Source organism: Halosegnis marinus, assembly GCF_029338355.1.
Classification (GTDB): Archaea; Halobacteriota; Halobacteria; order Halobacteriales; family Haloarculaceae; genus Halosegnis; species Halosegnis marinus.
The window spans coordinates 621008-647997 of sequence record NZ_CP119802.1; the positions used below are offsets into that span (position 1 = coordinate 621008).

27 protein-coding genes are annotated in these 26990 nt (G+C 72.0%); 10 read left to right on the forward strand and 17 right to left on the reverse strand.

Going from position 1 to position 26990, the window contains the following annotated elements; all coding sequences use genetic code 11:
- Together P2T37_RS03630 and P2T37_RS03635 are read left to right on the forward strand one after the other, a co-directional pair.
- The gene (locus tag P2T37_RS03630; protein ID WP_276235404.1) at positions 1-822 is read left to right on the forward strand and encodes an SDR family oxidoreductase; all 822 of its coding nucleotides are present in this window, start codon (positions 1-3) and stop codon (positions 820-822) included.
- A 1-nt stretch (position 823) separates the two neighbouring features.
- Complete coding sequence (locus P2T37_RS03635; protein ID WP_276235405.1) at positions 824-1009, forward strand: hypothetical protein; 186 nt, start codon at positions 824-826, stop codon at positions 1007-1009.
- Here the strand turns inward: P2T37_RS03635 and P2T37_RS03640 are convergent.
- Together P2T37_RS03640 and P2T37_RS03645 are read right to left on the reverse strand one after the other, a co-directional pair.
- Positions 1006-2034 carry an ArsA family ATPase gene (locus P2T37_RS03640; RefSeq protein WP_276235406.1) on the reverse strand — a complete coding sequence of 343 codons (1029 nt, stop codon included), beginning with the start codon at positions 2032-2034 and terminating at the stop codon, positions 1006-1008. The two genes, P2T37_RS03635 and P2T37_RS03640, sit on opposite strands and share 4 nt — an antisense overlap.
- A 51-nt stretch (positions 2035-2085) precedes the next feature.
- The gene (locus P2T37_RS03645) at positions 2086-2289 is read right to left on the reverse strand and encodes a hypothetical protein (protein WP_276235407.1); all 204 of its coding nucleotides are present in this window, start codon (positions 2287-2289) and stop codon (positions 2086-2088) included.
- A gap of 93 nt (positions 2290-2382) precedes the next feature.
- Here P2T37_RS03645 and cofH point away from each other — a divergent pair, with 93 nt between their 5' ends.
- Positions 2383-3759 carry a 7,8-didemethyl-8-hydroxy-5-deazariboflavin synthase subunit CofH gene (gene cofH / locus P2T37_RS03650; RefSeq protein ID WP_276235408.1) on the forward strand — a complete coding sequence of 459 codons (1377 nt, stop codon included), beginning with the start codon at positions 2383-2385 and terminating at the stop codon, positions 3757-3759.
- A gap of 85 nt (positions 3760-3844) precedes the next feature.
- Entirely contained in the window at positions 3845-5782 is a 1938-nt protein-coding gene (locus tag P2T37_RS03655) for an ABC transporter ATP-binding protein (RefSeq protein WP_276235409.1), read from the forward strand.
- Here the strand turns inward: P2T37_RS03655 and cofG are convergent.
- The 6 genes from cofG to P2T37_RS03685 all read right to left on the reverse strand — a co-directional run bounded on the left by cofG (position 5779) and on the right by P2T37_RS03685 (position 12625).
- Complete coding sequence (cofG, locus tag P2T37_RS03660) at positions 5779-6864, reverse strand: 7,8-didemethyl-8-hydroxy-5-deazariboflavin synthase subunit CofG (RefSeq protein WP_276235410.1); 1086 nt, start codon at positions 6862-6864, stop codon at positions 5779-5781. The genes P2T37_RS03655 and cofG overlap by 4 nt on opposite strands.
- A 182-nt stretch (positions 6865-7046) precedes the next feature.
- Positions 7047-7667: a 2-phospho-L-lactate guanylyltransferase gene (cofC, locus tag P2T37_RS03665; protein WP_276235412.1), complete on the reverse strand. Its 621-nt coding sequence runs from the start codon at positions 7665-7667 to the stop codon at positions 7047-7049.
- Positions 7668-8438, reverse strand: coding sequence for a hypothetical protein (locus P2T37_RS03670; RefSeq protein ID WP_276235413.1), 771 nt, complete (start codon positions 8436-8438; stop codon positions 7668-7670).
- Entirely contained in the window at positions 8416-9597 is a 1182-nt protein-coding gene (locus P2T37_RS03675) for a tubulin/FtsZ family protein (protein WP_276235414.1), read from the reverse strand. Before P2T37_RS03675 ends, P2T37_RS03670 begins: the two co-directional genes overlap by 23 nt.
- Before the next feature lie 92 nt (positions 9598-9689).
- Positions 9690-10775 (reverse strand): complex I NDUFA9 subunit family protein, encoded by a 1086-nt coding sequence (locus P2T37_RS03680; RefSeq protein WP_276235415.1) that lies wholly within the window; start codon positions 10773-10775, stop codon positions 9690-9692.
- Positions 10776-10843: 68 nt separating this feature from the next.
- Positions 10844-12625 carry a S9 family peptidase gene (locus tag P2T37_RS03685; RefSeq protein ID WP_276235417.1) on the reverse strand — a complete coding sequence of 594 codons (1782 nt, stop codon included), beginning with the start codon at positions 12623-12625 and terminating at the stop codon, positions 10844-10846.
- Between the two features lie 89 nt (positions 12626-12714).
- On the opposite strand from P2T37_RS03685, the gene tmk reads away from it, so the two are divergent.
- A complete protein-coding gene (gene tmk / locus P2T37_RS03690; RefSeq protein WP_276235418.1) occupies positions 12715-13299 on the forward strand; it encodes a dTMP kinase in 585 nt (194 codons plus the stop codon).
- Between the two features lie 4 nt (positions 13300-13303).
- On the opposite strand, the gene P2T37_RS03695 is transcribed toward tmk, so the two are convergent.
- The 4 genes from P2T37_RS03695 to P2T37_RS03710 all read right to left on the reverse strand — a co-directional run bounded on the left by P2T37_RS03695 (position 13304) and on the right by P2T37_RS03710 (position 15186).
- Positions 13304-13786 carry an NUDIX hydrolase gene (locus tag P2T37_RS03695; RefSeq protein ID WP_276235419.1) on the reverse strand — a complete coding sequence of 161 codons (483 nt, stop codon included), beginning with the start codon at positions 13784-13786 and terminating at the stop codon, positions 13304-13306.
- 58 nt (positions 13787-13844) lie between these two features.
- Positions 13845-14237 (reverse strand): hypothetical protein, encoded by a 393-nt coding sequence (locus tag P2T37_RS03700; protein ID WP_276235420.1) that lies wholly within the window; start codon positions 14235-14237, stop codon positions 13845-13847.
- Positions 14238-14341: 104 nt separating this feature from the next.
- Positions 14342-14662 (reverse strand): DUF7991 family protein, encoded by a 321-nt coding sequence (locus tag P2T37_RS03705; RefSeq protein ID WP_276235421.1) that lies wholly within the window; start codon positions 14660-14662, stop codon positions 14342-14344.
- Positions 14663-14700: 38 nt separating this feature from the next.
- Positions 14701-15186: a hypothetical protein gene (locus P2T37_RS03710; RefSeq protein WP_276235422.1), complete on the reverse strand. Its 486-nt coding sequence runs from the start codon at positions 15184-15186 to the stop codon at positions 14701-14703.
- 87 nt (positions 15187-15273) lie between these two features.
- On the opposite strand from P2T37_RS03710, the gene P2T37_RS03715 reads away from it, so the two are divergent.
- Positions 15274-16899: a DUF255 domain-containing protein gene (locus P2T37_RS03715; protein ID WP_276235423.1), complete on the forward strand. Its 1626-nt coding sequence runs from the start codon at positions 15274-15276 to the stop codon at positions 16897-16899.
- Positions 16900-16962: 63 nt separating this feature from the next.
- A complete protein-coding gene (locus P2T37_RS03720) occupies positions 16963-17769 on the forward strand; it encodes a TrmB family transcriptional regulator (protein ID WP_276235424.1) in 807 nt (268 codons plus the stop codon).
- Here P2T37_RS03720 and mptA read toward each other — a convergent pair.
- The gene (mptA, locus tag P2T37_RS03725; RefSeq protein ID WP_276235425.1) at positions 17766-18692 is read right to left on the reverse strand and encodes a GTP cyclohydrolase MptA; all 927 of its coding nucleotides are present in this window, start codon (positions 18690-18692) and stop codon (positions 17766-17768) included. The genes P2T37_RS03720 and mptA overlap by 4 nt on opposite strands.
- 54 nt (positions 18693-18746) lie before the next feature.
- The gene (locus P2T37_RS03730) at positions 18747-19559 is read right to left on the reverse strand and encodes an NAD(+)/NADH kinase (protein WP_276235426.1); all 813 of its coding nucleotides are present in this window, start codon (positions 19557-19559) and stop codon (positions 18747-18749) included.
- 76 nt (positions 19560-19635) lie between these two features.
- On the opposite strand from P2T37_RS03730, the gene P2T37_RS03735 reads away from it, so the two are divergent.
- Positions 19636-20673 (forward strand): KaiC domain-containing protein, encoded by a 1038-nt coding sequence (locus P2T37_RS03735; protein ID WP_276235427.1) that lies wholly within the window; start codon positions 19636-19638, stop codon positions 20671-20673.
- Here the strand turns inward: P2T37_RS03735 and P2T37_RS03740 are convergent.
- Positions 20670-21668: a hypothetical protein gene (locus P2T37_RS03740; RefSeq protein ID WP_276235428.1), complete on the reverse strand. Its 999-nt coding sequence runs from the start codon at positions 21666-21668 to the stop codon at positions 20670-20672. The two genes, P2T37_RS03735 and P2T37_RS03740, sit on opposite strands and share 4 nt — an antisense overlap.
- A 71-nt stretch (positions 21669-21739) precedes the next feature.
- Positions 21740-22438: a DNA repair and recombination protein RadB gene (gene radB / locus P2T37_RS03745; RefSeq protein WP_276235429.1), complete on the reverse strand. Its 699-nt coding sequence runs from the start codon at positions 22436-22438 to the stop codon at positions 21740-21742.
- A gap of 76 nt (positions 22439-22514) precedes the next feature.
- On the opposite strand from radB, the gene P2T37_RS03750 reads away from it, so the two are divergent.
- A complete protein-coding gene (locus tag P2T37_RS03750) occupies positions 22515-23237 on the forward strand; it encodes a RuvC family protein (protein ID WP_276235430.1) in 723 nt (240 codons plus the stop codon).
- Here the strand turns inward: P2T37_RS03750 and larC are convergent.
- The gene (larC, locus tag P2T37_RS03755) at positions 23234-24616 is read right to left on the reverse strand and encodes a nickel pincer cofactor biosynthesis protein LarC (RefSeq protein WP_276235431.1); all 1383 of its coding nucleotides are present in this window, start codon (positions 24614-24616) and stop codon (positions 23234-23236) included. The genes P2T37_RS03750 and larC overlap by 4 nt on opposite strands.
- A 147-nt stretch (positions 24617-24763) precedes the next feature.
- Here larC and P2T37_RS03760 point away from each other — a divergent pair, with 147 nt between their 5' ends.
- The gene (locus P2T37_RS03760) at positions 24764-26989 is read left to right on the forward strand and encodes a CDC48 family AAA ATPase (RefSeq protein ID WP_276235432.1); all 2226 of its coding nucleotides are present in this window, start codon (positions 24764-24766) and stop codon (positions 26987-26989) included.
- Position 26990 lies beyond the last annotated feature (1 nt).

Below are 26990 nucleotides of genomic sequence, written 5' to 3' on the forward strand. Positions count from 1 at the left end.
ATGGAACGTACGATCCTCGTCACCGGCGCGTCGTCCGGCATCGGCCGGGCGACGGCGCGGGCCTTCAACGAGGAGGAGTGGACCGTCTACGCCACCGCGCGCGACACCGACGACGTGGGCGACCTCGCCGAGGCGGGCTGTGAGACGGCCGAACTCGACGTGACCGACGGCGAGCAGGTCGAGGCCGTCGTCGACCGCATCGTCGAGGAGCACGGCCGCGTGGACTGTCTCGTCAACAACGCGGGCTACGGCCAGCACGGCCCCGCCGAGGACGTGCCCGCGGACCTGTTCGAGCGGCAACTCGACGTGAACGTCGTCGGGCCACACCGCCTCGTCCGGGCCGTTCTCCCGCACATGCGCGCCCGCGAGGAGGGGACTATCGTGAACGTCTCCTCCGTGGCCGGCCGGCTCGCGCCGCCGGGGATGAGCGCCTACTCCGCCTCGAAGTTCGCGCTGGAGGGGTACTCCGACGCGCTCAGGAACGAGGTGGCGCGCTTCGGTATCGACGTGGCGCTCGTCGAGCCGGGGCCGGTGGAGACGAACTTCCGCGAGCGCGCGGAGTCCGAAATGAAGGGCCTGCGCCGGACCGACGCGTACGACTGGCTCTACGAGGCACAGGAGGACGCCTCCCTCGTCTCCGGGGACTCGTCGCCGTTCGCCTCGACGCCCGAGGAGGTGGCGAACACGATACTGGAGGCGGGCGTCTCGACGGACCCGGACCCGCGCTACGTCGTCGGCGGGTTCGCCAAGGCCGTGCTGTACGGCCGGTTCGTCCCCGACCGCCTGCGCGACCGCCTGCTCGGGCTGGCGGGCCGGCTCTGAGATGGACCGGGTTCAGGGCCTCGTCCTCGGCGCACACCTGCTGATAGCCGTCGTGCTGGTCGGGTTCGCCGTCGGGAACTTCGTCGGCACGGGCGACCCGGTGGCCGCGCTCCCGCCGCTGGTCGTCGCCGTCCTCGTGGTCGGCCTCGGCCGCTCCGTGGCGCGCGTCGTCGGCCGGCGCGACTAGTCCAGACAGGCCGCGACGACGCGCAGCGCCTCCTCGCCGCGCACCTCGTCGGCGAACAGCGGCACGCGCTTGACGGCGTGTCCCCGGAAGAGCTCCTGGGCGTCCGCGAGCGCGCCGCGCTGGACCTCCCACCGGCGCGCACAGAACTCGCAGTCCGCGAGGTCCGGCGCGACGAACCAGTCGGGGTCGACGTCGGCCACCTCCGCGAGCGGCTGCATCACCCGGTTCACGACGACGGTGCCGACCGGAATCGAGAACTCGTCCAGCCGCGCGACCAGCCGCTTCGACTCGCTCACGCTCATCGCCTCGGGGACGAGCACGACCCGGAAGTCGGTGCGGGCCGGGTCGGTGAGCACCGCCCGGAGGCGCTCGACGCGCGCCGACAGCTCGCGCAGGTCCTCGACGCCCTGCTCCATCTGCTCCTCGTCTGGGCCGTTCCCGCCGAACAGGCCGCCGATGGAGCCCATCATCCCCGACATCCGCTCGCGCAGCGAGAGCAGTTTCCCGACCATCGAGTCCATCACGTCGGGGAGTTCGAGCAGCCGCAGGGTGTGGCCCGTCGGCGCGGTGTCCACGACGACGCGGTCGAACCGCTCGTCGTCCATGTAGCGGAGGAGCAACTGCATCGCCGCCGCCTCGTCCGCGCCGGGCATCGACCCCGCGCCCATCCCGTCGCCGCCGAGCAGGCCCCCGAGGCCGCCCATCGCGCCGGCACCCGCGCCGTCGGCCGCGCCGAACGGCCCGCCGTCGAGGTTCTCGGGGTCTATCTCCGCGCCGTACAGCGGCACCTCGTCGTCGATGCGCGCGGGCGTCGCGGGCACCTCGCGGCCGAGCGCGTCCGACAGCGAGTGGGCCGGGTCCGTCGAGACGGCGAGGGTCGCGGTGCCGTCGCGGGCGGAGGCCAGCGCCGTCGCGGCCGCCATCGTCGTCTTGCCGACGCCGCCCTTCCCGCCGTACAGCACGTACTCCGGGGCGTCCACGGCGGGCGAGAGGTCCTCGACCACCTCCACGTCGATGTCGCTCATACCGGCGGTCGGTCGCGCGGACGGGTAGGCCTCCCGGTTCCCGGTCCCCGGTCAGCGGAGCGACGCGACGGCGGCGCGCCACTGCGGGTCGCCGCGGACGACGTGGGCCCCCACCTCGCCGACGAGCGCGAGCGCGCCCGCGAGCAGGGCGACGGCGACCGGGCCGAGCCCCGCCGCGAGGCCCGCGCCGCCCGCGAGGAGGCCGGCGACGAGCATCACGACGAGCGACTGGCCGGGCGTGTCACAGCCGAGCATAGCGGTACGAGGGGCCGGGACGGCTTGAGCGTTGGCCGGGCCGCGTCTCCGCTACCCGGCACGTTCATATTCGCGGAACGTTCAGCCGGAAGCGTGCAAGGCGACGACGAGTTCGGCTTCGAACACGTCCCCGTCACGGGGCAGTCGTTCGAGAACGCGCTGGCGACGGCGCGCGACGGCGACCGCCTGACGGTCGACGACGCCGTCGAACTGTTCACCACGGGCACGGCGACCGAGGGCATCGACGAGCGCCGCAAGGAACTCGTCCTCGAAGCCGCGGACCGCCGACGCGCCGAGGTCGTCGGCGAGGAGGTTACGTTCGTCGCCAACCTCAACAACAACGTCACGACGGCCTGCAACACCGGCTGTCTGTTCTGCAACTTCAAGGACACCGCCGCGAACTTCGAGCGCGACTCGGGGGTCGACCACCCCGGCTTCACCAAGACGCCAGCGGAGTCGCGCGCTATCGTCCGCGACGCGCTCGACCGGGGTATCTACGAGGTCACGTCGGTGTCGGGCCTCCACCCGGCGTTCGCGCTGGACGACGAGCACCACGAGATACTCCGCGGCTACGACGACGCCGCGAGCGCGGTGAACTACAAGCCGCCCGAGCGGTACGACACCGACCCCGGCACCTACGTCGAGCAGATGCGGGCGATGAGCCGCGACGGCGCGCACCTCCACTCGATGACGCCGGAGGAGGCGTACCACGCCGTCCGCGGCACGGACTGGGACTACGACGAGGCGTACGGGCGGCTGAAGGACGCCGGCCTCGCCTCCGTCCCCGGCACCGCCGCGGAGATACTGGTGGACGAGGTGCGCGAGGTCATCTGTCCGGGGAAGATGGACACGCGGGCGTGGCTCGACGCGATGGAGGCCGCCGCGGGCGTCGGCCTGCCGATGACGGCGACGATGATGTACGGCCACGTCGAGAACGAGGCGCACCGGGCGCTCCACCTGAAGCGCGTGCGCGACCTGCAGGACCGCACGGGGAACATCACCGAGTTCGTCCCGCTCTCCTTCGTCCACGAGACGACGCCGCTGTACGAGCGGGGTATCGTGGACGGGGGCGCGTCCCCCGCCGAGGACGAACTGATGATCGCCGTCTCCAGGCTGTTCCTCGACAACGTCGAGCACGTCCAGTCGTCGTGGGTGAAGTACGGCGACGCGGGCGGCCTGAAGATGCTCTCCTGCGGCGCGGACGACTTCATGGGCACCATCCTCTCCGAGGAGATAACGAAGCGCGCGGGCGGCGGCCACGGCGAGTTCCGCTCGTTCGACGACTACGCCGAGATGATACGCGCCGTCGGGCGCGTCCCCGTCGAGCGCTCGACGGACTACGAGCGGCGGCGCGTCCTCCGGGGCGACGGCCCGCACGGCCCGACGCTCGGCCCGCGCGCCGACGGCACCCCGCTCCTGTCGCCGGGCGAGCGCGCCGGCCGCGCGGACGCCGCCAGCGCGGACGACTGAGCCGCCCGGAGCGGCCCCAGCGCGCCCGGCAACGTCATATACGCCGTCGCGCTTACCTCCGGTTATCGTCCTGCTCCACATCGGCATGTCCCGCGGCTCCGACGACGAATCGGGGCTGATGGCCGCGGAGCGGGCCGCGGTCCGCCGACCGATGCGTCGCCTCCTCGTCGCGTACGGCCGCCGCTACCCGTTCCCCGTAGCCGTCGCGCTGGCGGCGAACACGCTGTCGCCGCTGTTCGCGCTCGTCCCCGCGTTCGTCCTCGGCGTCACCATCGACGCGCTCTTCCTCGGGTCGCGCCCCTACGCGCTCCCGCTCGTCCCCGACGGGGTCGTTCCGGCGACGGACGCGGACAGGCTCGTCTTCTCCGTCGCGCTCGTCGCGGGCGCGGCCCTCGTCGGCGCGGTGCTGACGTGGGCGGGCAGTTGGGGGTGGACCGCGTTCGCCGAGCGCGTCCAACACGACGTTCGTACCGACGCGTACGACCGCCTCCAGCGGCTCGGGATGGACTTCTTCACCGAGCGCCAGACGGGGGAGCTGTCGAGCGTCGTCGGGAGCGACGTGAACCAGCTCAACCGCTTCCTCGACGGCTGGCTCGGGCGGACGCTCTCCATCGTCGTCCAGCTGGTCGGGACGGGCCTCGTCATGTGGTCGCTCGACCCCGGCCTCGCGCTCGTCGCGCTGGTGCCCGCGCCCGTCCTCGTCGTCGTGAGCTACCTGTTCGTGCGGGAGATACGCCCGCTGTACCGCGAGTCGCGGGGGAGCTTCGGCCGGCTCTCGGGCCGCATCGAGAACAACCTCTCGGGCATCGAGGTGGTGAAGTCGTTCACGACGGAGCCGTTCGAGGCCGAGCGCGTCGCCGACGCCTCCCGGGAACACGCGGCCGCGCGCTACGCCGCCGCCGCGCTCAACGTCCGGTTCGGGCCGAGCCTCTCGCTCGTCACGGGGCTGGGGTTCGCGCTCGTCCTGCTCGTCGGGGGGCTGTGGGTCGTGACGGGGCGGGTCGGCCCCTTCGCGGGCGCGCTCACCGTCGGGACGCTCGTCGTCTTCCTCGACTACACCCGGCAGTTCACCGCGCCGATGACGCAGGCCGGCGTCCTGCTCAACAACTACGAGGACGTCAAGGCCTCCGCCGTGCGCGTGTTCGCGCTCGTCGACTACCCCGTCAGCGTCGGGGAGCGGGCCGACGCGGTGGCGCTCGCGGCCCCCGCGGGCCGCGTCGAGTTCGACGGCGTCTCGTTCGCCTACCCGCGCCCCGAGGGCGAGGGGGACGACGAGCCGCACCCGGTCGTCCGGGACGTGTCGTTCGTCGCGGAGCCGGGCGAGACGGTCGGCCTCGTCGGGCCGACCGGCTCCGGGAAGTCGACGCTTGCGAAGCTCCTGCTCCGGCTCTACGACCCCGACGAGGGGGTCGTGCGCGTGGACGGCCGCGACGCCCGCGAGTACACGCTCGCGAGCCTCCGCGGGGCGGTCGGCTACGTCTCGCAGGAACCGTTCCTCTTCTCGGGCACCGTCCGCGAGAACATCGCCTACGGCGCGGCGGCCACGGACGCGGAGGTGGAGGCCGCGGCGCGCGCCGCCGCCGCCCACGAGTTCATCGAGCGGCTCCCCGACGGCTACGACACCGAGGTCGGCCAGCGGGGCGTCAAGCTCTCCGGCGGCCAGCGCCAGCGGCTCGCCATCGCCCGCGTCGTGCTGAAGGACCCCCCGATACTCGTCCTCGACGAGGCGACGAGCCACGTCGACAACGAGACGGAGCTACTGATACAGCGGTCGCTCGCCGGGCTCATCGAGGGGCGCACCACGTTCGTCATCGCCCACCGGCTCTCGACGGTGCGGCGGGCCGACCGCGTGCTCGTGCTGGACGACGGGGAGATAGTCGAGCGCGGCGGCCACGAGGAACTGCTCGCGGCCGGGGGGCTGTACGCGAACCTCTGGGCGGTGCAGGTCGGGGACGTGGAGTCCCTCCCGCCGGAGTTCGTCGCGCGCATCGCCGCGCACGAGGCCGAGGCCGGCGGCGACTAGTCGAGGACGGCCCGGTAGCGCGCCCCGGCAGCGGTGTCGGCCGCGAGTTCGGCGCGGACGCGCTCGGAGACCCACCCCGGCTCGTCGAGGAAGCGCTGGTAGACGGGGAGCCGCTCGTGCAAGGGGACCCCGGCGTCCGCGGCGATGGCCTCCAGTTCGCGGAGCTCGGGCCACGCGTAGTCGGGGTTGACGTGGTCGTCCGTCACGGGCGAGACGCCGCCGAGGTCGTCCACGCCGCAGTCGAGCAGGTCGCGCACGGGCGCGAGGTTCGGGGGCGACTGGACGCTCACCTCCTCGGGGAGCGCGTGCCGCGCCATCGCGGTGGTCTCGCGCATGATGTCGAGCGCCGGACCGGGGTCCGTCCACCGCTCGTTCGGGCTGACCGGCTGGACGATGACCTCCTGGACGTGGCCGTGTCGCTCGTGGAGGTCGGCGATGGCGAGCAGGCTCTCGGCGCGGTCCCGCCGGTCCTCCCCGATGCCGACGAGGATGCCGGTCGTGAACGGGACGGAGAGTTCCCCAGCCGTCTCGATGGTCCGCAGCCGCTGGCCCGGCGACTTCGCGCGCGGGCCGCCGTGGGCCCGCACCTCGGCGGTCGTCTCCAGCATCGTCCCCATCGAGGCGTTCAGGTCGGCGACGAGTTCCATCTGGTCGCGCGTCTGGTCGCCGGGGTTGGCGTGGGGAAGGAGGCCGGCGTCGAGGGCTATCTCGCAGGCGCGTCGGAGATAGGCGTGTATCGAGTCGTACCCCCACTCGTCCAGCTGTGCGTGTATCTCCGTGTAGCGGTCGTCGGGGTCGTCGCCGAAGGTGAACAGCGCCTCCGTACAGCCGGCGTCGGCGCCCCGCTCGCACACCTCGCGGACCTCCTCGGGGGACATGAGCGAGGCCGCGCCCGGCGGGTCGTAGTAGGTGCAGTAGGTGCAGGTGTAGCGGCACGCCGTCGTCAGGGGGACGAAGACGTTGCGCGCGAACGTGAGCGCGTCGGCCGCCTCGACGTCGTCGGGACCGACCGCGAGCAGGGCATCGACGTCGGCGTCGCCGACGGCGACCTCGACTCCGTACTCGTCCGTCCCGGGAATCACGGCGTCAGGTTCGTCCGGGCGCGCAAAAACCCACGGGTAACGGTTCGGCGTGGTGAGGAAGGGACGCGCCGGGCCAGTGACAGTCAGGGTGCCCTCGACCGGCAATTCCGGACCGGCGCGTCCCGCGCGAGCGGGACTCGCGCAGTCTACAGTACGCGGGGGAGTAACTAAACGATTACTCCCTATGTACCTGTGGCCGGTTCCTCCCGCGCGAACCGCACCCGGCCGTCGGTCGTCTCGACGCGGCCACCGTGGTCGCGGAGCCAGTCGGCCGCCGCGCCCTCCCCGTGAAGCAGGACCTCGGCGAGGTCGCTCGGCTCGTCGGCGTCCACGGCGAGCCGGAAGGAATCGACCGTCGCGACCGAGGCGCCGAGCGCCCGGGCGGCCCGCCGGTGGTCGCGGACCGAGGCGCCGTGGTAGTCCGTCCGGAAGTCGGGGTCGCGGGCGACGAGGGCGTTCGTCCCGCCGCCGAGGCCGGGCGCGAGCGTCACGTCGGCATCGGGCGCGAACAGCCGCTCGACGGCCCTACGAGTGAGCAGCGGCAGGTCCGCCATGACCACCGCGGTCGGGGCGGACGCCGCGAGTTCGGCGTTGACGGCCTCGCCGAGCGGCCGCTCGTCGACGACGACCGGGGCGTCGGCCTCGACGGACGCGTCCGCGAGCACGACCGGGTCGTGGTCGGCGAGCGCGTCGAGCACGTCCGCGAGCATCGCGTCGGCGAACGCGCGCCGCTCGTCGGCGTCGAGAACGGGTGCGAGACGGCGCTTCGGGTCGCGCGCCCCGAACGGGACGAGGACGCGCATCTACCCGAGCTTGTCGTAGCTGTCGCCGCGCGAGCGCCAGTAGAGGACGGCGCCGACGAGGACGGCGACGACGAGCAGCGCCGCGACGCCGTACAGTATCAGCTGGTTCCGGCTCTGCGTGCTCTCGGCCTGCTGGGCCTGCTGTTCGGCGTTCTCGGCGAACGTCGTCGCGGAGCCGAACTCCTCGTTGTTGTACGCCTCGACGGCGTCCTCCAGGGTCGCCTCGGCCTCGTCGTCGCCGCCGGCGTTATCGATGGCGGCCTGCGCGGACTCTATCGCGGTACGGGCCTCGTTCGAGGCCTCGGTGTAGTGGTGGACGCGCGAGGTCGTGATGGACTGCTGGGTGCCGCCGTCACGGACGAGCGAGAAGTCCGCGAGGACGAACTCCTCGGCGGGGTCGTACGTGAAGTTCTCCACCTCGGGGGCGGAGCCGCGCACCTCGACGACGACGCGGGCGGTGTCGTCGGAGAGGGCGACTGACTCGTTGAACGAGCCGCCGTCGTACGACTGCTGGGACACCTGGTTGCCCGCCTGGTCGAGTTCGCGAACGGTCCACGTGACGCCGGTGAGGTTCGTCTCGCCGCGCAGGGTCCACGATTCGTAGTCGGTGTACAGGTCGGTGAACGTGTAGGTCGCCGAGACCTCGTCGCCGACCTGCGCCTCCTGCGGGACGCCCTCGCTGGACGTGGACACCGCCGCCACGGGGGCGACGGCCGCGGTGAGAACGAGCAGGGCAGCGACGACGGCCTTAGAACAGCGGCTCCAACTCATCTTCGTCGTCTTCGACCAACCGATGTAAGTTCTCTTCGCTCTGTTGGCGGATGTCGTCGATGTTGTCCTGCGCCTCGATGGCGACCTGCTGGAGCTCCTTGATGCGCGGGACGTTCGTCACCCCGGACAGGAGGATGACGCTCGCCACGAACCCGGACTCCGAGACGGGGTAGTCCCCGCCCCGCACCTCCATCGAGCCGGTCTGCTCTTCGAGCCACTTCCGCCCGCGCTCTATGCCCTTCCGGTTCAGGTACTTCGGCGGGCCGCTCATCACGAGCAGCGCCCGCTCCGCGCCGTCGATCTCGCAGGGCAGGGTCAGCCGGCCGAGCGCCGCCTTGCGCACCAGCGACGTGATGCGGTTCGTCGTGTTCGCGGCGTCCATCCCGTCGTCGGCGCCGTCGTCGTCGCCGGTGAAGCGCGACAACAGCCCCTTCTTCTCGCGGGAGACCTCCTCGGCGGCGTAGCCGACCGTCGAGACGCCGCCGCCCGACAGCGTGTTGATTATCTCCGAGGAGTCGACGACGGACTCGCCGACCTCCCCGCCCGGCTCTATCTCGCCGGCCCCGAACAGGATGCCGAACCGCTTGACGATCTCCTCGTTTATCTCGGAGTAGCCCCCCTCCATGGACTCGCCCGTCTTCCGCCAGGCGTCGTTGTCGAACACCATGAGGTTGTCCACCTCGCGGACGAACGTCTGGAACGAGCGGGCCGCGTTGAGCGTATAGATGCCGCCCTCGTCCTGGCTCGGCAGGACGCCGAGGCCGTAGACGGGTTCGGTGTAGATGCGCTTGAGGTGCTTCGAGAGGACCGGCGCGCCGCCCGAGCCGGTGCCGCCGCCGAGGCCGGCGATGACGAGGAACGCGTCGACCTCGTGGACCGGAATCGAGTCGATGGCGCCCTGCACCTCGTCGATGTCCTCCTCGGCGATCTCCGCGCCGAGTTCGTTGTCGGCGCCGACGCCGTGGCCCTTCACCCGCGCCTGTCCGATGAGGACGCGGTTCTCCTCCGGGATGTTCTTCAAGCCCATCAGGTCGGCCTTCGCGCTGTTGACGGCGACGGCCGCGCGGACGATTTCGCTCCCGGTTCGCTGGTCGTACTCCAGGAACCTGTCGAGGATTTTCCCGCCGGCCTGCCCGAAGCCGATCATTGCGAGCTTCATTCTCTTGGGTGGTACGCGCGCTCGCTCGCTTGATAAGCTTTCGGCCCGCGTCCGACGGCCGTCAGCCGGAGGCGGCCGGATTTAACGGGTCGTTACGACCGTTCGAGCCGCTCGTCCGGGACGCCGAGGTACGACTGGAGCGTCGTGAGGTCGCTCTCCTCCCAGCCGAACGCGCCGATGCCGTTGTTCGACGTGGTGTTGTCGAACTTCAGCGAGCGGTACTGGTCCGACCCCATCGGGGCGCCCGGCACCGCGTCGAGCAGCGACAGCCCGATACCGGCGAGCGGCATCGGCACCGGGAGGACGGAGACGGGCTTGCGCTTCGCGGCCCACGCGAGTTCGGCCACCTGCGCGAGCGTCAGAACCTCGGGGCCGCCGATGTCGTAGGTGCGGCCGACGTGGGGGTCCTCGTCGACCGCGTCGTCGGGGGCTTCGTCGTCCGCGGTTTCCGCTTCCTCGCCCGCGGCCTCGTTCCCGTCGTCCGCGGCCTCGCTTTCCGCCTCGTTCCCGTCGTCGGCCTCGTCCTCGCCGCCGTCGGTCGCGACCGCTTCGGCCTCGCCGTCGGCGTGCGGGCCGGTTCGGGTCCCCTCCACGCCGTCGGCGAGCATCCGCACGAGTTCCTTCACGAAGACCGGCTGGAACCGCGTCTTCCCGCTCCCGGGGAGCGGCGTCAGGTACGGCGTCGCGAGCTTCCGCGTGAACGGGACGAACTCGCCGCCGTCGCCGAAGACGACGGACGGCCGGAATATCACCCAGTCCATCGTGGACGCCTTGACCGCGTCCTCGGCCTGCCCCTTCGAACGGATGTACGCCGTCGGGCCGTCCGGGTCCGCGCCGAGCGCCGACATCTGGACGAACCGTTCGACGCCGTGGGCCTCGGCGGCCTCGACGGCGTTCTCGGTGCCGCCGAGGTGGACGTCGAAGTGGACGTCGTCGCCCCCGTCGGGCTTGAACAGCGGCGACAGCGCGACGAGCTGGACGACGGCGTCCTGCCCCTCGAAGTGGGGCTCGATGGCGTCGTAGTCGGTCACGTCGCCCCGGACCGTCTCGACGTCGCGGTCGAAGTCGGCCTCGCGGGGGTTGCGCGCCAGCGCGGTCACCTCGTGGCCCCGCCGGGCGAGTTCGTCACACAGGTACGACCCCACGAATCCCGTCCCGCCGGTTACGAGCACCTTCATGCGTCGTACGAGGCGCGGGCCACACATCAATATACCGCGGCAGGCTTTTCCCGCCGCGGGCGACGCCGTCAGAGCCGCCGGTCGAGGAAGTCCGCGAGGATGCGGTACTGCCGGAGCCGCTGGTCGGTGTCCGTCGAGCCGTGGCCCTCCTCGCCGAGTTCGTGGTACTCGAAGTCCCCGTCCTCCCCCTCGCGCAGGCCGCGCTCCGCGAGCGCGTCGCGGAACCGCCGCGCCTGCGAGACGGGACACCGCGGGTCGTTCACGCCGTGGACCATACACAGCGGGTCCGCGACGCCGTCGGCGTGGGTTATCGGCGACCGCTCGCGGTAGAGGTCGGCGTTCGCCTCTGGGTCGCCGAGCTGCTGTTCGAGGACGGACTTGAAGTGGGGCATCGACTCCTCGTACAGCGCCGGCAGGTCCGTGATGCCGACGATGGCGACGCCCGCGGCCCACAGGTCGTAGTTCGTCAGCTGCCAGTACGCGGAGTAACCGCCGTAGGAGCCGCCCGTGACGGCCACGCGGTCGGCGTCGACCCAGTCGCGGTCGGCGAGCCACCGCCCGGCCTCGGCCACGTCCCCCTGTTCGGCGCCGCCCCAGTCGCCGTGGATGGCGTTCTTGAACTCGCGGCCACGGCCCGTCGAGCCGCGGTAGTTCGGCGCGAACACGCTGTACCCCTGCGAGACGAGGTACTGCGTGAACGGCGCGAACCGCCGGAGCGTCTGGGCGTGTGGGCCGCCGTGGACGCTGACGATGCCGGGCGAGGGACGCTCGCCGGAGTCGTACAGCAGGCCGTCTATCTCCGTGCCGTCGTGCGACTCGAAGGTGACGTACTCGGCGTCCGCGAGGCGGTCGGGGTCGACGTCCCCGTACTCGGCCGCGACGACGGCCTCGCTGTCGCCGGTCGCGGCGTCGTAGGCGACGACCGCGCGCCGGTCGGTGTCCGTCCCGAACGCGACGAGCAGGCGGCCGTCCGCGGTCGTCACGCGCGAGGTGCCGTGGCCGGCCGGCGAGGCCACTCCCTCGGGCAGGGCGAACTCGGTGCCCGCGCCGTCGGGGTCGTCGTAGCGGACGGGGACGACCGCACACTCCCGGTTGCGGAGCGCGAGGACGCCGTCGTCGGTCAGCCGGACGGCCTGTTCCTCGGCCTCGCCCGGCCCGTACCACGTCGTCTCCCCGCTTCCGAGGTCGTAGACGCCGGCGCGGCCGAGCCCGGCGCTGTTGTCGTCCACGAGCAGGCGGTCGCCCGTCCAGTCGGCGGGGTGGGCCTCCCCGCCCGTCTCGCCGACGTCGAGCTTCCGGGCGTCGGACCCGTCCCGCTCGCAGACGTACACGTCGCGGTTCGTGCGGTCCTCGGCCTCGTTGGTGACGTACGCGACGCGGCCGTCCGGCCCGGATATCGCGCCCCACACCGGGCGGTCGTAGTCCGTGAGCCGCGTCCGCTCGCCGTCCTCGTAGCGGAAGAGGTTCTTCTGTCCCTCGGCGGTCGTCGTGAACAGGAGCGAGCCGTCGGGCGCGACGTCCTCAAGCACGGCCTGTCCGTCGTCGACGACCACGGGCTCCCGCTCGCCGTCGAGCGTCATCGCGTGGATGTCGTTCTGCTCGTCGCCGCCCTCGTCCTCGTGGAAGTATATCCGCTCGCCGTCGCGGCTCCACGCCAGCGGGTAGCGGGCGTTCCGCGGCACGTTCCCCTCGCTCAGGCGCTCGCGCTCGTCGCCGAGTTCCTGCACGTACAGTTCGACGCGGCCCGTCTCGTCGTAGTAGAAGGCCACCCGCTCGCCGGCGGGGTCGAGCACGGGGTTGTACACGTCGGGCAGTTCCACGAGGTCCGCGAGGTCCAGCGGCTCCGGCATGGGCGGGCGGTGGGACGCCCGGCCCAAAGACGCTCGGGTGCGGCGGCGCGGTTCCGTGCGTTTACGTGCCGTCGCGGCGACCCGCGAGTATGCTCGTCACGCTCGAAGGTATCGACGGCGCCGGCAAGAGCACGGTGCTCTCGGCGCTCGGCCACGCCTACCCCGACGCCGTGACCACCTGCGAGCCGACGGACTCGTGGTACGGCGACGCCGTGAACCGCTCCATCGGCGACGACGACTCCGACCCGCTCGCGGAGCTGTTCCTCTTCGTCGCTGACCACGCCGACCACCTCTCGCGGGTCGTCCGCCCCGCGCTCGACGAGGGGAAACTCGTCGTCTCCGACCGCTACGTGGACTCCCGTATCGCCTACCAGGGCGAGTCGCTGCGCGGCGAGGTGAAGCGCCCGATGGAGTACGTCCGCGGCGTCCACGCCCCGTTCACCCGGATGCCCGACGCCACGCTCTACTTCGACGTGGACCCGGAGACGGGCGCCGAGCGGGCGGGCGCGACCAACAAGATGGAACACGCCGACTTCCTCGCCGGCGTGCGGGCGAACTACGAACGGCTCGTCGAGTCGGAGCCGGAGCGGTTCGTCCGCATCGACGCGGAGCGCTCGCCCGAGGAGGTGCTCGACGCGACGGAGGACGCGCTCGAGCGCGTGCTGGCGCGCTGAGTGCTCACCGACACAGGTACGGCGCGAGCAGGTCGCGCTCGTGGAAGTCGGCGGGCAGGCCGTCGTACCACCCGGCGGCGCGTATCTCGTCGTCCGTGACGCCGAGCGCCGGGGCGGGCGGTATCTCTCCCGCCGCCGTCGCGGCGAAGACGACGAACGCCGCGGCGAACCGCTCCTCGTCGGCCGGGGTCCGGTACGACTGGTCGAGCACGACGAGCGGGTCGCCCACCTCGGCGTCGAGTCCCGTCTCCTCGCGCACCTCGCGGCGGGCGGCCTCGCGGGGCCGTTCGCCCGGTTCGACCCCGCCGCCGGGGAGGAAGGGGCCGTCCGTCCACGCGTTCTCGATGAGCGCCAGCCGCCCGTCGGGGTCGCGGACGCGGGCCGCCGCGGCGAGGCCCGTGCCCCCGACGGCCCACGCTTCGAGCGCGTCGAGGCGCTCGGGCGGGAGTCGGAGGACGTGCGGTTCGTGCGGGGCGTCGGGGAACACGCCGGAGCCTTGCCGACCGCCGGCTATGAACCGTTCGGGACGGCCGGGGCGCGGGCGGTCACTCGGAACGGAGCCGACGGGCCCCGAGCCCGACGGCGTGCGAGAACCCCCCGACGACGATGCCGACGAGGACGGTCGCGCCGACGGCTTTCACGAGCAGGTCGACGGCCGTCGGGCGAACCGCGGGCGGGCCGCTCGGGGCGAACGCGAGCGCCATCGGGAGGACCCCGATGCCGGCGGCGAGACAGCTCGCGGCGACACCGCCGTCACGGTAGCCGTTCGCCGTCGCGCCGCCGAACGTCCCGACCCAGAGCAACAGGAAGTACACCCACTCCGGGAGCCGGAAGCCAGTCGTCCCGGAGGCGACGATGAGGACTCCGAGGGCGAGCGCGACGAGGCTCACGCCGCCGATGACCCGTCCGCTGCCGGGACCCCAGACGAGCGTGACCACGGGTGGCTACCGTTCCGTACTGCTCCCGGGCGTATGAGTGTTCGCGCGGACCCGACGGGTCCGGGGCGTGTCGGCGTCTCGTCCCGCGAGGGTCGGGACGCGCGTCAGGTCCCGCGTCGGTCCGGCAGTTCGACCTCTTCGGGCGCCGGCTGCCAGAAGTAGTCGAACGCCATCCCCATCGCGAGCGGCAGGAGGATGGTGATGCCGATGACCGCCGCGGCCCCGCCGAGGTCCGGGCCCAGCCCCGCGCCGCCGAGCACGAGCACGAGGACGAGCAACACGAGCGGCGTGAGGAGGACGGAGTAGAGGACGGCCCCCCACTGGGTGTTGAGGCGGACGCGGAAGAGGCGCGTGAGGAGCGCCGCGGCGAGGCTGTTCACCCCGAGGATGACGAGGAGTCCGACGGCGTCGACGACCGAAACCATACCCCCCGTAGGGGACCTGGGCGTTTGGCTCCTGCGCTCTACGCGGCCGGCGAGTCGAGCATCCGGACGAACAGCGTCGCCACGACGGCGACGAGGGCGGAGGGAAGCCCCGCCCGGACCAGCGTCCCGATGCTCTCCGCGAGGTCGACCGTGCCGCCGCCGTCGCCGCCGGACGAGGCCGCGCCGACCAGCAGGAGCGCGACCGTCACCATCACGAGGAAGCCGACGAAGCTCGCCGCGCCGGTCGTCGCGCCCGCGACGGACAGCGAGCGGGGCAGGGAGGGCGCGGCGCGCACGGAGGCGAGACAGGCGACCGTCGGGCCGACGAGCGCCGCGAACAGGTAGACAACCAGCGAGACGATGCCGGAGAGCAGTCCGCCCCCGCCGTCGCCGCCGAGCTCGCCGATCATGATGTAGCCGGTGAGGCCGATGCCGATACCCACGACGGCGAACACGCCGAACACGAAGGCCGCGCCGGCCGCGACCCGCGCGCCGGTGTCGGAGGACTGTCGCTGTTGTGACATACGGGCGACCCGAGACGCCCCGGTTACAAACCGCTTGTGTCACGCCCGAAACGCCGACGCTTTCCGCGCGCGCGCCGAAGCGCGGCCATGCGAGACGACACGCTCGTGGAGTGGCGCGAGTGGGGCCCCGAGGCGTTCGCCGAGGCCGAGCGCGCGGGCAAACCCCTCCTGCTGTCGCTGTCGGCGTCGTGGTGCGTCGCCTGCGACGAGATGGACCGGACGACCTACGCCGACCCGCGGCTGGCCGGACACCTGAAGGACGGGTTCGTCCCGGTGCGCGTCGATGTGGACCGACACCCCCGCGCCCGCGAGCGGTACAACATGGGCGGCTTCCCCTCGACGGTGTTCTGTACGCCCGGCGGCCGTATCATCACCGGGGCGGGCTACATGACGCCCGACGGCCTGCGCTCGGCCATCGACACCGTCCGCGAGACGTGGGACGCGAAGGGGGCCGAGGCGGGCCGCGTGCCCCGGGCCCTGCGCGACCCCGACCCGCCGGCCGGCCCCGTCACCGCCGACATCGAGGCGCACTTCGTCGAGCAGGTCGCCGCGGCCTTCGACGAGGAGTTCGGCGGGTGGGGGACGGACGCGAAGTTCCCGCTCCCCCGGACGGTCGAGTTCGCGGCCAAGCGCGACACCGACCGCGCGGCCCGGACCCTCGACGCGGTCCGGACCCACCTGTACGACACCTACGACGGCGGCTTCTACCGCTACGCGACGAACCGCAACTGGGGCGGCGAACTCCACCGCGAGAAACTGCTGGACGAGAACGCCGCGCTCGTGCGCGCGTTCGCCACCGGCTACCTCCACACCGGCGAGGACGCCTACCGCGAGACCGCCGAGGGCACCGTCGAGTACCTCACGAACGACCTCTGGACGGGCGACGCCTTCGCCGGGTCGCAGGCCGGCGGCGACTACTACACGATGGCCCCCTCCGCCCGCGAGAGCGCGGAGCCGCCGGTCGTCGACGACACGGTCTACGCCGACCGGAACGGACTCGCTGCGGACGCGCTGTTCCGCTTCGGCGCGTACACCGACGACGAACGCGCGACCCGGTACGCCGAGCGCGCGACCGACCGCGTGCTCGACACGCTCGTCGCGGACGGCGAGGTGACGCACTTCGACGGCGAGGACGCCGAATCCGGCCTCCTGCTCGACACGGCGCGGGTCCTGCTCGGCCTGACGGCGGGCGTACAGGCGACCGGCGAGGACCGCTACCTCGACGCCGCGCGCGACGTGGCCGACTCGCTGCTCGGCCTCCAGGCGGACGACGGCGCCTTCCTCGACGGGCCGGCCGAGGGCGTCGGCCTGCTCGACCGCCCGCTCCGCCCGCTCGACGCGAACGTCGAGGCGGCGGACGCCCTGCTCGACCTCGCGGCGCTCGCGGGCGAGGACCGCTATCGCGAGGCCGCGACCGACGCGCTCGGCGCGTTCGCCGGGGCGTACCCGCGGATGGGCGCGGAGGTGGCCGGCTACGGGGCCGTCTGTGCCCGTGCCGTCTACGACCCGCTCGTCGTGGAGACGCCGCCGGCCGGCACCGACCTCCACCGCGCGGCGTGGCGCGTCGCCGACCACGAGAAGGTCGTCGTCCCCGGCGACCGCGAGGAGGCCGTCGTCGTCCGGGGCGACCACCGCTCCGCGCCCGCCTCGACCCCCGACGACCTGATGGCGCGGGCCGCCGAGGCCCGCCCCGAGGACGTCATCGGCGAGTAGGAAACTCCCCCGGCGGGTAAACGTGCGACGTGTTTTTGTACCGGGCACGCGCATGGGAACGAAATGGCCGACCTCCGCGACCTCGGGCTCTCCGAGTACGAGGAACGCACCTACCGCGCGCTGCTCGACAGCGGGGCGACAACGGCGAAGGAGTTGTCGCGCGACAGCGACGTGCCGATGGGGCGCATCTACGACGTGTTGAACAGCCTCGAACAGTACGACCTCGTGCGTTCACAGACCGCCAGCCGGCCGAAGAAGTACGCGGCCGTCGAGCCGAACACCGCCCTCGACCGCCTGCTCGACGACAAGAAGCGCGAACTGGAGGCGAAGCGCACCCAGTACGAGGAGATAGTCTCGGAGCTCCAGGGGGAACTGGAGTCGGCCGACCCGCCGGAGGAGACGTTCTGGACGGCGGCCGTCGGCGGCGACGAGACGGCCGAACTGCTCGTCGAGCGGGTCGCCGCGGCCGACGACTCCGTCGTGATGTGCCTCTCCGCGTACACGCCACAGCTGTTCGACATCGACCGCTACGGGACGGAGATACTGGACGAGCTCGTCGGCGCCGTCGAGCGCGGCGCGACGGTGAAGCTGCTGATGCGCCGGGAGCTGGTGCCGACGCTGCCCGAGGAGATCGGGCGACGCTACCGGAAGGCGCTCGCGGCCCACGACCGCTTCGAGGTGCGGACGGTCGCGGAGCTGTCGGGGACGTTCACGCTCGTGGACGGCGTCGAGACCGTGGTCGAGGTCCCGCACCCGCTCGACCGCGAGGAGACGTTCGGCGTCATCGACCTGAAGGACCGGGCGTTCGCGGCGTCGGTCCGCGAGCCGTTCGAGCCGCGGTGGGCCGAGGCGGAACCGCTGGTGCTCTAGCTCCCGTTCAGCTCCTCGCGGAGCCGGCCGAACTCGGCGACGCGCTCGGCGTGGGCGTTGTGCTGGTGGATGGACTCGTCGTTCGACTGCTTCATCGTGAGGACCGCCTCGTCCGGGAGGTCCAGCCGCTCGACGGACTGCTCGGCGAGCGCGCGGACGCAGTCCTCGACGAACTTCGCGTCGGCGTGCGACTGGTACGTCATGTAGTCCTCGTCGGGCCGCTTCGCGTAGTTGTAGATGCGCGCCGACATGGAGTCGCGCGCGATGTCGATGAGGTCGTGAAGCTCCACGTCCGGCGCGCCCGCCGTCTCGACGGTGAGCGTGGCGTGGCCGCGCTGGCTGTGGCCCGGCTGGGGCACCTCGTCGAGGAACTCCTCGATGACGCCCTCCTCGACGTCGAGCTGGCGGAGGGTCTCGCGGGCGCGAGCCTCGCTCATCCCCTGCGAGCAGGGACAGACCGTCATCCCGACGACGTGACAGCCGATTTCCTCGCGCGTGCCGTCCTCGTCGGCGGTGGCGGCGGCGATGATGTCCGCCGTCGCCTGCGTCTGCCGGTCGGAGGCGGGCGTGCGCTCGCGGATGACGTACTCGGCCTCCATGCGCACCTCGGCGCGGGAGGTGTAGTCGTGCTTGTCGAGCAGGCGCTCGGCCACGTCGCCGCAGACGTCCTCGACGCGGTAGGCCGGCTCGGAGACGGCCTCCTCCAGTATCTCGTCCACGACCTCCATGTTGCGCGACATGTCGATACCCTTGCGCCACTTCGGGAGGTCCACGTACGCCTCGAACTCGGCCATCAGGACGATGGGTCGGTCGTCGCGCCGCTCTATCTTCACCAGTTTCTCCACCCCTGTGACGCCGACCCGGTTGAGGCCGACGCTCACGTCCGGACGACTCGCCTGTACGTCCGGGAGTTGTTCGCTCATCGCCCGAATCAGGGTCGGGCGGCGTAAATCGGTTTCTCTCCCCCGTTCGTTCGCCTATTCCAGTTTCGCGAGCGCCGCGACGAAATCGAGGTCCGGCCCGGCCACCCGGACCGGCCGGTCGGCGCGACCCAACCGGAACTCCGCGGGCGGGTCGACGGTCTCGCTGGTGCGGCCGTCGGCGACGACGTGGACCCGGTCGGGGCCGTCGGCGCGGACCCGTATCCCGGCGTCGGGGTCGACGACGAGCGGGGGCATCGCCCCGTCGGCGCACATCTCGGTGAGGACGAGCGCGTCGGCGTCCGGATGGACGAGCGGCCCGCCCTCCGAGAGGTTGTACGCCGACGACCCGGTCGGGGTGGCGACGATGACGCCGTCCGCACGCCCCGCCGAGTACGTGTCGCCGTCCACGAACACCTCGACGTCGAGGCCGTTGCCGTGGCCCCGCTGTGGCCCGAGCACGGCCACCTCGTTGAGCGCCGGCGGGAGGTCGACCCCCTCGCCGGCCGCCGCCACCTGCGCCATCTCGCGGTAGGCGGCCGTCCCCTCGCGGATGGCCGTCGCGGTCTCGACGACCGCCCCGACGGCGTCGTCGGGCGCCGTCGCGTTGAGGAAGCCGACCTCGCCGAGGTTGACGCCCATCACGGGCGTCGCGCCGACGCTGCGGGCGGTGTAGAGGAACGTGCCGTCGCCGCCGATGGAGACGACGAGGTCGCAGTCGGTCATCGCCGTCGGCGCGACGCCGTCGACGCCGAGCGCGCCGGCCGTCTCGGTGTCGAACGACACGGTCGCGTCCAGCGCCGCGCCCACGTCGGCGGCCAGCGACGCCGCCCGCTCGTTGTCGCGCTGCGCGACGATACCCACGTGCATTCGTCGCCGCTTCGACGGGCGGGCGAATAAGCGTCACGACGCCGTCCACGGGCACACTTATCTCCCTTGCATCGCTATGCGGGTGCATGACCGGTGCGGAGGGGTTCCCGTCGTGAGCGACGAGGAGGACTCGGACGACTGGTTCGAGTCGGGCATCAGCGACGAGGACGACGGGGAGGACGCCTTCGGGGACGAGAGCGACGGCACGGACGACGAGGACCCGTTCGCGGACGACGACGACGGGGCCTTCGACGAGGAGGCGGCGTTCGGCGACGACGGCGACGACCCCTTCGGGGGCGACGCGGACGCGGAGGACCCGTTCGCGGGCGGCGACGACGACTCGCTGTTCGACGACGACTTCGGGGCCGCCTTCGACGCGGGCGGGGGTGGCGACGAGTTCGACGAGGAGTACGAGACGGACATCCCGCGCATCGACACGGGCGTCGAGGGCCTCGACGAGATGATACAGGGCGGCGTGCCGGAGCGCTCGCTGATGGTCGTGATGGGGTCGGCAGGGACCGGCAAGACGACGTTCGGCCTCCAGTTCCTCCACCGCGGCATCCAGGACGGCGAGCGCGCCGTCTACATCACGCTTGAGGAGACGGAACAGGCCATCCTCGACGCCGCCTCGGAGAAGGGGTGGCCGTTCGAGGAGTACGTCGAGGAGGACCGCCTCGTCATCGTGGACCTCGACCCCATCGAGATGGCGAACTCGCTGTCCTCCATCCGGAGCGACCTGCCGCGCCTCGTCGACGACTTCGGGGCCGAACGGCTGGTGCTCGACTCCGTCTCCCTGCTTGAGATGATGTACGACGACCAGGCCGAGCGCCGCACCGAGGTGTTCGACTTCACGAAGGCGCTGAAGCGCGCCGGCGTCTCGACGATGCTCACCTCCGAGGCCAGCGAGGGGAACCCCTACGCCTCCAGACACGGCATCATCGAGTACCTCACCGACGCGGTGTTCGTCCTCCAGTACGTCCGCTCGGAGTTCCAGGAGACGCGCCTCGCGGTGGAGATACAGAAGATACGCAACGCGAACCACTCCCGCGAGACGAAGCCCTACGAGATAACCGGCGAGGGCATCTCCGTCTACCAGCAGGCGAACATCTTCTAGCCGTCGAACGCCGTCGCCAGCGTCTCGCGGAGTTCGCGCATCTCGGCTACCTCGTCGCCGAGCGACGACACCTCGGCGCGCATCTCCTCCGTCTCAGCGCGCAGGTCCGCCACCTCCGTCTCCATCGCGGCCACGTCCTCGCGGAGCGCGGTCGTCTCGGCCTCGAGCGTCTCGCGAAGCGTCGCCACGTCCGCCTCGGCGTCGTCGACGCGTCCCTCGACCCGCGCCGCGAACTCCCCGGCCGTTCCCCGCTCGTCGATGAACGACTCCATCGCCTCGGCGTAGGCCGCGAACTCCTCGACGCGGGCGCTCAGTCGGTCCACCCGGACCGAGACGCTCCGAGAGGCCTCCCCGGCGGCGCCGTCGTCGGCCGTCGCGGGGTCCGTGTCGTCCGACCCGCTCTCCCCCGTCTCCGGGTCCGAGTCGTCGCCGGCCGGCAGGTCCGCGTCGATGGTCGGGCCCGTCGCGGGCGGGCCCTCGCTCCCGTCGTCGCTCGTACCCCCGCCGTCCGCGTCGGGTCCCTCGCCGCCCGTATCGTCGTCGGGCCCGGTACCTCCCTCCCCCGTCCCGTCGTCGCCGAGCGAGAGCGTCGCCGTCCCGTCCCCGTCCGTCGCGCCGCCGTCGGTGACGGGGGGTTCGACGGGTCGCGTGCGGACCACCCGCGGCGGCTCGAAGCCCGCCGTGTCGGCCGGTTCCGCGAGCATGAGCCCGTACACGACCCGCGCCGTGTCCTCCCCCACCTCGTGTTCGACCCGTATCGACTCCGTGCCGGCCGTACCGTCGTCCGGACCCGCGTCCGGGTCGAACGCCGCGGACTCGACCGTCACGTCGTCGGGTACCGGGTCGACCAGTTCCACGACGGTCGGGCCGCCGGCCGTCGAGCGTAGCTGTACGTGTCCGATGAGCGCGCGGCCGTCCGTCTCTAGCCGGCGCGTCACCTCGACATCCCCCTGCGCGACGGTGTGCGTCCCGTCGGCGCTGTTGTCTTCCGTCATCGTCTCCCCCGGAGAGTCGTGTCGGCGGGACGTACATATAATGTCGCCAGCAGTTTCGCCGCGTGAGAAAACTACTCCTCGACGCCCGCGAGTCCGTCGCCCGTGATGCGGAACCGGGCGCTGTCGCCCGCCGGCTTCGAGCGGTGCTTTTCCAGCGTGGCCCGGCGGTTGCCACCGCGGAACCGCTCGACGCGGAGCACGACCCCGCACCAGTGGTTGAGGGTGTTGCCGCCGAGCGGGCGCACGCGGTCGCTCTCGCTGTCGGGGTCCGTGAACACCTGGTTCGTCAGCACGACCGCGAGGTCGTGTTTCCGCGCGAGCGACAGCAGGTGGGTCACCTGCCGGGCGACCTTCCGCAGCGCCGCGCCCGCGTCGTCGCCGTCGCGCTCCAGCCGGTAGAACCCGGTCGCGGAGTCGAGCACCACGAGTTCGACGTTCTCGGCGAACTCGGCGGCGTCGCGGACCGCCTCCTCCTGCTCGGCGAAGTCGAGCGCGTCCGTGACGATGACCCGGCTCGCGATGTCCTCCACCGTCCGGTCGTCGCCGGCGCGGGCCGCCGCGAGCTGCTCGAACCGGTCCACCGACAGCCCCTCCGTGTCGATGTAGAGCGCGCGGTCGCCGCGGGCCGCGACGGCGACGGCCGCCGCGAGCGCGAGGTTCGTCTTGCCCGCCGCGGGCGGCCCGTACACCTGGGTCACCGCGCCGCGCTCGAACCCCCCGCCCAGCAGCTCGTCGACCGTCGAACAGCCCGTCGGAATCGGCTCGCTCACACGCGGGCTTCGCCGTCGTCGGTGAAAACCCCCCGCATCCCGCGCGCTTTATGCTCGCCGGGGCGAACGGGCCGGCGTGTTAGTCGTCGCCACGGAGGACTTCGCGCTGTACCACGGCCTCGTCGGCGAGCTACGCGACCGCGGGGTCGCCTTCACCACCGTCGAGCCGGGCGACGACCTCCCCGACTGCGACGCCGTCCTCGCCGGCCCGGACGACGCGGTTCCGGAGGACGTGCCCGTCGTCCGGGCCGACCCCGATGACCCCCGGGCGGCCGTCGAGGAGGCGCTCGCGCTCCTCCGCGGCGGGTCGGGCCGCACCGTCGTCGGCGTGGACCCCGGTGACCGGCCCGGCGTCGCGGTGCTCGTCGGCGACACCGTCGTCGCCGCGTTCCACGTTCCCCTCGCCGACGCCGCCGCGACCGTCCGCGAGGAGGTGGCGGACGCGCCGGACCCGCTGGTGCGCATCGGCGACGGCGCGCGCCTGCAGGGCGCGAAGGTCATCGACGCGCTCCCCGACGTGCCGGTCGAACTCGTCGACGAGACGGGGACGACGCCGTACCTCGGCACCGGCGCGCGCGGCATGGGCGACGTGCTCGCGGCGGTCAACATCGCGCGGCTGTCGGGCGAACGCGTCGACTCCCGGGATATCGAGCCGACGCCGGGGGAACTCCAGGCCATCAAGAACCGCTCGCGCGAGCGCAGCGAGGACGGCCGCACCATCTCCGAGGCCCTCGCGCGACGGGTCGCCGCGGGCGAACTCACCGTCGAGGAGGCGCTGGCCGAACACCGCGAGGACTAGCGAACCGCGTCCTCGGCGCGGCGCATGACCTCCCTGACCGGGAGGCCCGTCTCGGCGGCCACCGCGTCCGCCTCGTCGAACTCCGCGCTCACGTCGTACACCGCGCCGTCCGCGTCGCTCGCCACCTTCACCGTCACCGCGTGCGTCTCCCCCGCGACCTCGAGTTCGGCCGTCTCGAACGCGCGCTCGGCCACCCAGCGGTGGCCCGCGCCCGTCTCGCGCACCCCGAGCGTTCCCGTCTCCTCGGCCAGCCGGCGGGCGACGGCGGCCACGTCCTCGGGCTTCACGATGACCTTCACGAGGTGGCCGGGGCGGGACTTCTTCATCGTCGTGGGGACGACGGTCACGTCGCGGGCGCCCGCCTCGGCGAGCGACCGCTGGAGGCTCCCCAGCACCTCGGGCGCGGCGTCGTCGAGGTTCGTTTCGAGCACCCGTATCTCGTCGCGGACGAGGCCGCCCGACGCGTCGCCGAGCGTCGCGCGCACCACGTTCGGCCGGTCGCCGAGGTCCGCGCTCCCCGCGCCGTACCCCGACGCCGCGACGCGCATCGACGGGAACTCGGGGACTCCCTCGGCGACCGCCGCGAGTATCGCCGCCCCGGTCGGGGTGAGCAGTTCGCGCTCCACGGGGCCCCCGCGGAGGTCCCAGTCCGCCCCTTCGGCGACGTTCACGACCGCGGGCGCGGGAACCGGGTACGTCCCGTGTGCCATCGACACCTCGCCGCCGCCCGCGAACACGGGCGTCGTGACGACCCGGTCGGGGTCGAGGTCACGGAGCAGCAGCATCGCGCCGACGATGTCGGCGACGGCGTCGTCCGCGCCGACCTCGTGGAACGCGGTGTCGGCGAGGTCGGTCCCGTGGACCGCGGCCTCGGCCTCGCCCAGCCGTCGGAACGCGTCCAGCGCGTTCGCCTCGACGGCGTCGGGCAGCCCCATCGACTCCACGAGCGCGACCACCTCGGGGTAGGTGCGCGTGACCCCGTGGCCCTCCGCGTGGGTGTGGCCATCGGGGCCGTGGTCGTGCGTGTGCGAGTGGTCGTGGCCGTCGTGGGCGTGGCCGTGCGAGTGGTCATCTCCCTGCGCGTGGTCTCCCCCGTGGCCGTGGGCGTGCCCTCCGGCCTTGTCCAGCGACGGGAGGTCCTGCTCGTCGGCGTCCTCGTTCTCGCTCCCGTTCTCCTCTCCCTCCTCGTTCTCGGTCAACACCACGTCCACGCTCGTGGCCGTGATGCCGCGCTTGTCGGCCCGCGAGACGCGGTAGGCGACCGGGAGCGCGTCCTCGACGGGGGCGAGGGCGTCGCGGTCCGCGCCGGCCGCGAGGAGCGCGCCCAGGAGCATGTCGCCGGCCGCGCCGGTCCGGCCGTCGAAGGCGAGCGTTCGCATACTCGGGAGCGGACGCGAGCGGCGAAAAAGCGTTCGGGAACCGAGTGTGTCATGCCCTATCACACATAACCGTTTCGGGGCGGCTGGGGTCGTCCGAGCATAAAGCCTATCTCCGGCGCGACCCGACTGAGAACAGATACCACGCCAATGAACGAGGTTCAACTTGAGGTGGCGAAGGCGTACCCGAACGACTCGGGTCGCGGCATCGCCCGCCTCGACCCGGACACGCTTCTGCACCTGAAGCTGTCGCCGGGCGACATCATCGAGATAGAGGGCGCGGACACCACCGCGGCGAAGGTGTGGCGCGCGGACCGGCAGGACTGGAACACGGACACCGTCCGCATCGACGGCTTCACGCGGCAGAACGCCGACGTCGGCATCGGCGAGCGCGTCACCATCCGCAAGGCCGAGGCGACGAAGGCCGAGAAGCTCGTGCTCGCGCCGCCGGAGGAGGCGTCCGTGCAGTTCGGCTCCGACGCCGCCGGCATGGTGAAGCGCCAGATACTGAAGCGCCCCGTCGTCGAGCACGACATCGTCCCCGTGATGTCCTCGACGAACCACCCCTTCATGCGGTCGCCGGGACAGGCGATTCCGCTCATCGCCGTCGAAACCGAGCCCGACGGCGTCTGTCTCGTCACCGAGGACACCGAGGTGGAGCTGCGCGAGGAGCCCATCTCCGGGTTCGAGAAGACGGGCGGCGGCATCACCTACGAGGACATCGGCGGCCTCTCCGACGAGATACAGCGCGTCCGGGAGATGGTCGAACTCCCGATGAAACACCCGCAGATATTCAAGAAGCTCGGCATCGAGCCGCCGCAGGGTGTCCTCCTCCACGGTCCGCCCGGCACGGGGAAGACGCTGCTGGCGAAGGCCGTCGCCAACGAGACGTCCGCGAGCTTCTTCTCCATCGCGGGCCCGGAAATCATCTCGAAGTACTACGGCGAGTCCGAACAGCAGCTCCGGGAGATATTCGAGGACGCCACCGAGGAGTCGCCCTCCATCATCTTCATCGACGAACTCGACTCCATCGCGCCGAAACGCGAGGACGTCACCGGCGAGGTTGAGCGGCGCGTCGTCGCCCAGCTCCTGACGATGATGGACGGGCTCGAATCGCGCGGACAGGTCATCGTCATCGCGGCGACGAACCGCGTCGACTCGGTGGACCCCGCGCTCCGGCGGCCGGGCCGGTTCGACCGCGAGATAGAGATCGGCGTCCCGGACGAGACCGGGCGCAAGGAGATACTCCAGATACACACCCGCGGGATGCCGCTGTCGGACGACGTGAGCCTCGACCACCTCGCCGACGAGACGCACGGCTTCGTCGGCGCGGACATCGAGTCGCTGACGAAGGAGTCCGCGATGAAGGCGCTCCGCCGGTACCTCCCCGAGATAGACCTCGACGAGGAGGACATCCCGCCGAGCCTCATCGACCGGATGATAATCAAGCGACAGGACTTCCGCGGCGCGCTCAACGAGGTCAGCCCCTCGGCGATGCGGGAGGTGCTCGTCGAGCTGCCGAAGATGTCGTGGGACGACGTGGGCGGGCTGGACGACGCGAAGGGGCAGGTGCAGGAGGCCGTCGAGTGGCCGCTCACCTCGCCCGAGAAGTTCGACCGCTTCGGTATCGAGCCGCCAAGCGGCGTTCTCCTCTACGGGCCGCCCGGCACCGGCAAGACGCTGATGGCGAAGGCCGTCGCCAACGAGACGAACGCGAACTTCATCTCCGTCCGGGGGCCGCAGCTCCTCTCGAAGTGGGTCGGCGAGTCGGAGAAGGCCATCCGCCAGACGTTCCGCAAGGCCCGGCAGGTGGCCCCGACGGTCATCTTCTTCGACGAGCTGGACTCGCTCGCGCCCGGCCGCGGCGGCGACGTCGGCTCGAACGTGAGCGAGCGCGTCGTCAACCAACTGCTGACCGAACTCGACGGCCTGGAGGAGATGGGCGACGTGATGGTCATCGGCGCGACGAACCGCCCGGACATGATCGACCCGGCGCTCATCCGCTCGGGCCGGTTCGACCGGCTGGTGATGATCGGCGAACCCGGCATCGAGGGCCGCGAGCAGATACTCCACATCCACACCGAGGGGATGCCGCTGTCGCCGGACGTGAGCCTCCGCGAACTCGCGGAGATAACCGACGGCTACGTCGGCTCCGACCTCGAGTCCATCGCGCGCGAGGCCGCCATCGAGGCGCTGCGCGAGGACGACGACGCCGACCACGTCGAGATGCGCCACTTCCGGCAGGCGCTGGAGAGCGTCCGCCCGACCATCAACGAGGACATCCGCGACTACTACGAGGGCATCGAGGAGCAGTTCAAGGGCGGCTCCTCCGGCATCGACCGGACCACCGGCTCCGGGAAGATCGGCTTCCAGTAAC

Excerpts from the sequence above, each read along its gene's own strand:
- P2T37_RS03740 (WP_276235428.1), bottom strand. The coding sequence starts at position 21,668 with ATGACGGAAGACAACAGCGCCGACGGGACGCACACCGTCGCGCAGGGG.
- P2T37_RS03640 (WP_276235406.1), bottom strand. The coding sequence starts at position 2,034 with ATGAGCGACATCGACGTGGAGGTGGTCGAGGACCTCTCGCCCGCCGTG.
- P2T37_RS03635 (WP_276235405.1), top strand. The coding sequence starts at position 824 with ATGGACCGGGTTCAGGGCCTCGTCCTCGGCGCACACCTGCTGATAGCC.
- P2T37_RS03705 (WP_276235421.1), bottom strand. The coding sequence starts at position 14,662 with ATGGTTTCGGTCGTCGACGCCGTCGGACTCCTCGTCATCCTCGGGGTG.
- P2T37_RS03735 (WP_276235427.1), top strand. The coding sequence starts at position 19,636 with ATGCGGGTGCATGACCGGTGCGGAGGGGTTCCCGTCGTGAGCGACGAG.
- cofC (WP_276235412.1), bottom strand. The coding sequence starts at position 7,667 with ATGCGCGTCCTCGTCCCGTTCGGGGCGCGCGACCCGAAGCGCCGTCTC.
- larC (WP_276235431.1), bottom strand. The coding sequence starts at position 24,616 with ATGCGAACGCTCGCCTTCGACGGCCGGACCGGCGCGGCCGGCGACATG.
- tmk (WP_276235418.1), top strand. The coding sequence starts at position 12,715 with ATGCTCGTCACGCTCGAAGGTATCGACGGCGCCGGCAAGAGCACGGTG.
- P2T37_RS03675 (WP_276235414.1), bottom strand. The coding sequence starts at position 9,597 with ATGAAGCTCGCAATGATCGGCTTCGGGCAGGCCGGCGGGAAAATCCTC.
- P2T37_RS03655 (WP_276235409.1), top strand. The coding sequence starts at position 3,845 with ATGTCCCGCGGCTCCGACGACGAATCGGGGCTGATGGCCGCGGAGCGG.
- P2T37_RS03760 (WP_276235432.1), top strand. The coding sequence starts at position 24,764 with ATGAACGAGGTTCAACTTGAGGTGGCGAAGGCGTACCCGAACGACTCG.
- P2T37_RS03715 (WP_276235423.1), top strand. The coding sequence starts at position 15,274 with ATGCGAGACGACACGCTCGTGGAGTGGCGCGAGTGGGGCCCCGAGGCG.
- P2T37_RS03630 (WP_276235404.1), top strand. The coding sequence starts at position 1 with ATGGAACGTACGATCCTCGTCACCGGCGCGTCGTCCGGCATCGGCCGG.
- P2T37_RS03645 (WP_276235407.1), bottom strand. The coding sequence starts at position 2,289 with ATGCTCGGCTGTGACACGCCCGGCCAGTCGCTCGTCGTGATGCTCGTC.
- P2T37_RS03720 (WP_276235424.1), top strand. The coding sequence starts at position 16,963 with ATGGCCGACCTCCGCGACCTCGGGCTCTCCGAGTACGAGGAACGCACC.
- P2T37_RS03670 (WP_276235413.1), bottom strand. The coding sequence starts at position 8,438 with ATGAGTTGGAGCCGCTGTTCTAAGGCCGTCGTCGCTGCCCTGCTCGTT.
- P2T37_RS03685 (WP_276235417.1), bottom strand. The coding sequence starts at position 12,625 with ATGCCGGAGCCGCTGGACCTCGCGGACCTCGTGGAACTGCCCGACGTG.
- P2T37_RS03730 (WP_276235426.1), bottom strand. The coding sequence starts at position 19,559 with ATGCACGTGGGTATCGTCGCGCAGCGCGACAACGAGCGGGCGGCGTCG.
- P2T37_RS03710 (WP_276235422.1), bottom strand. The coding sequence starts at position 15,186 with ATGTCACAACAGCGACAGTCCTCCGACACCGGCGCGCGGGTCGCGGCC.
- mptA (WP_276235425.1), bottom strand. The coding sequence starts at position 18,692 with ATGAGCGAACAACTCCCGGACGTACAGGCGAGTCGTCCGGACGTGAGC.
- P2T37_RS03680 (WP_276235415.1), bottom strand. The coding sequence starts at position 10,775 with ATGAAGGTGCTCGTAACCGGCGGGACGGGATTCGTGGGGTCGTACCTG.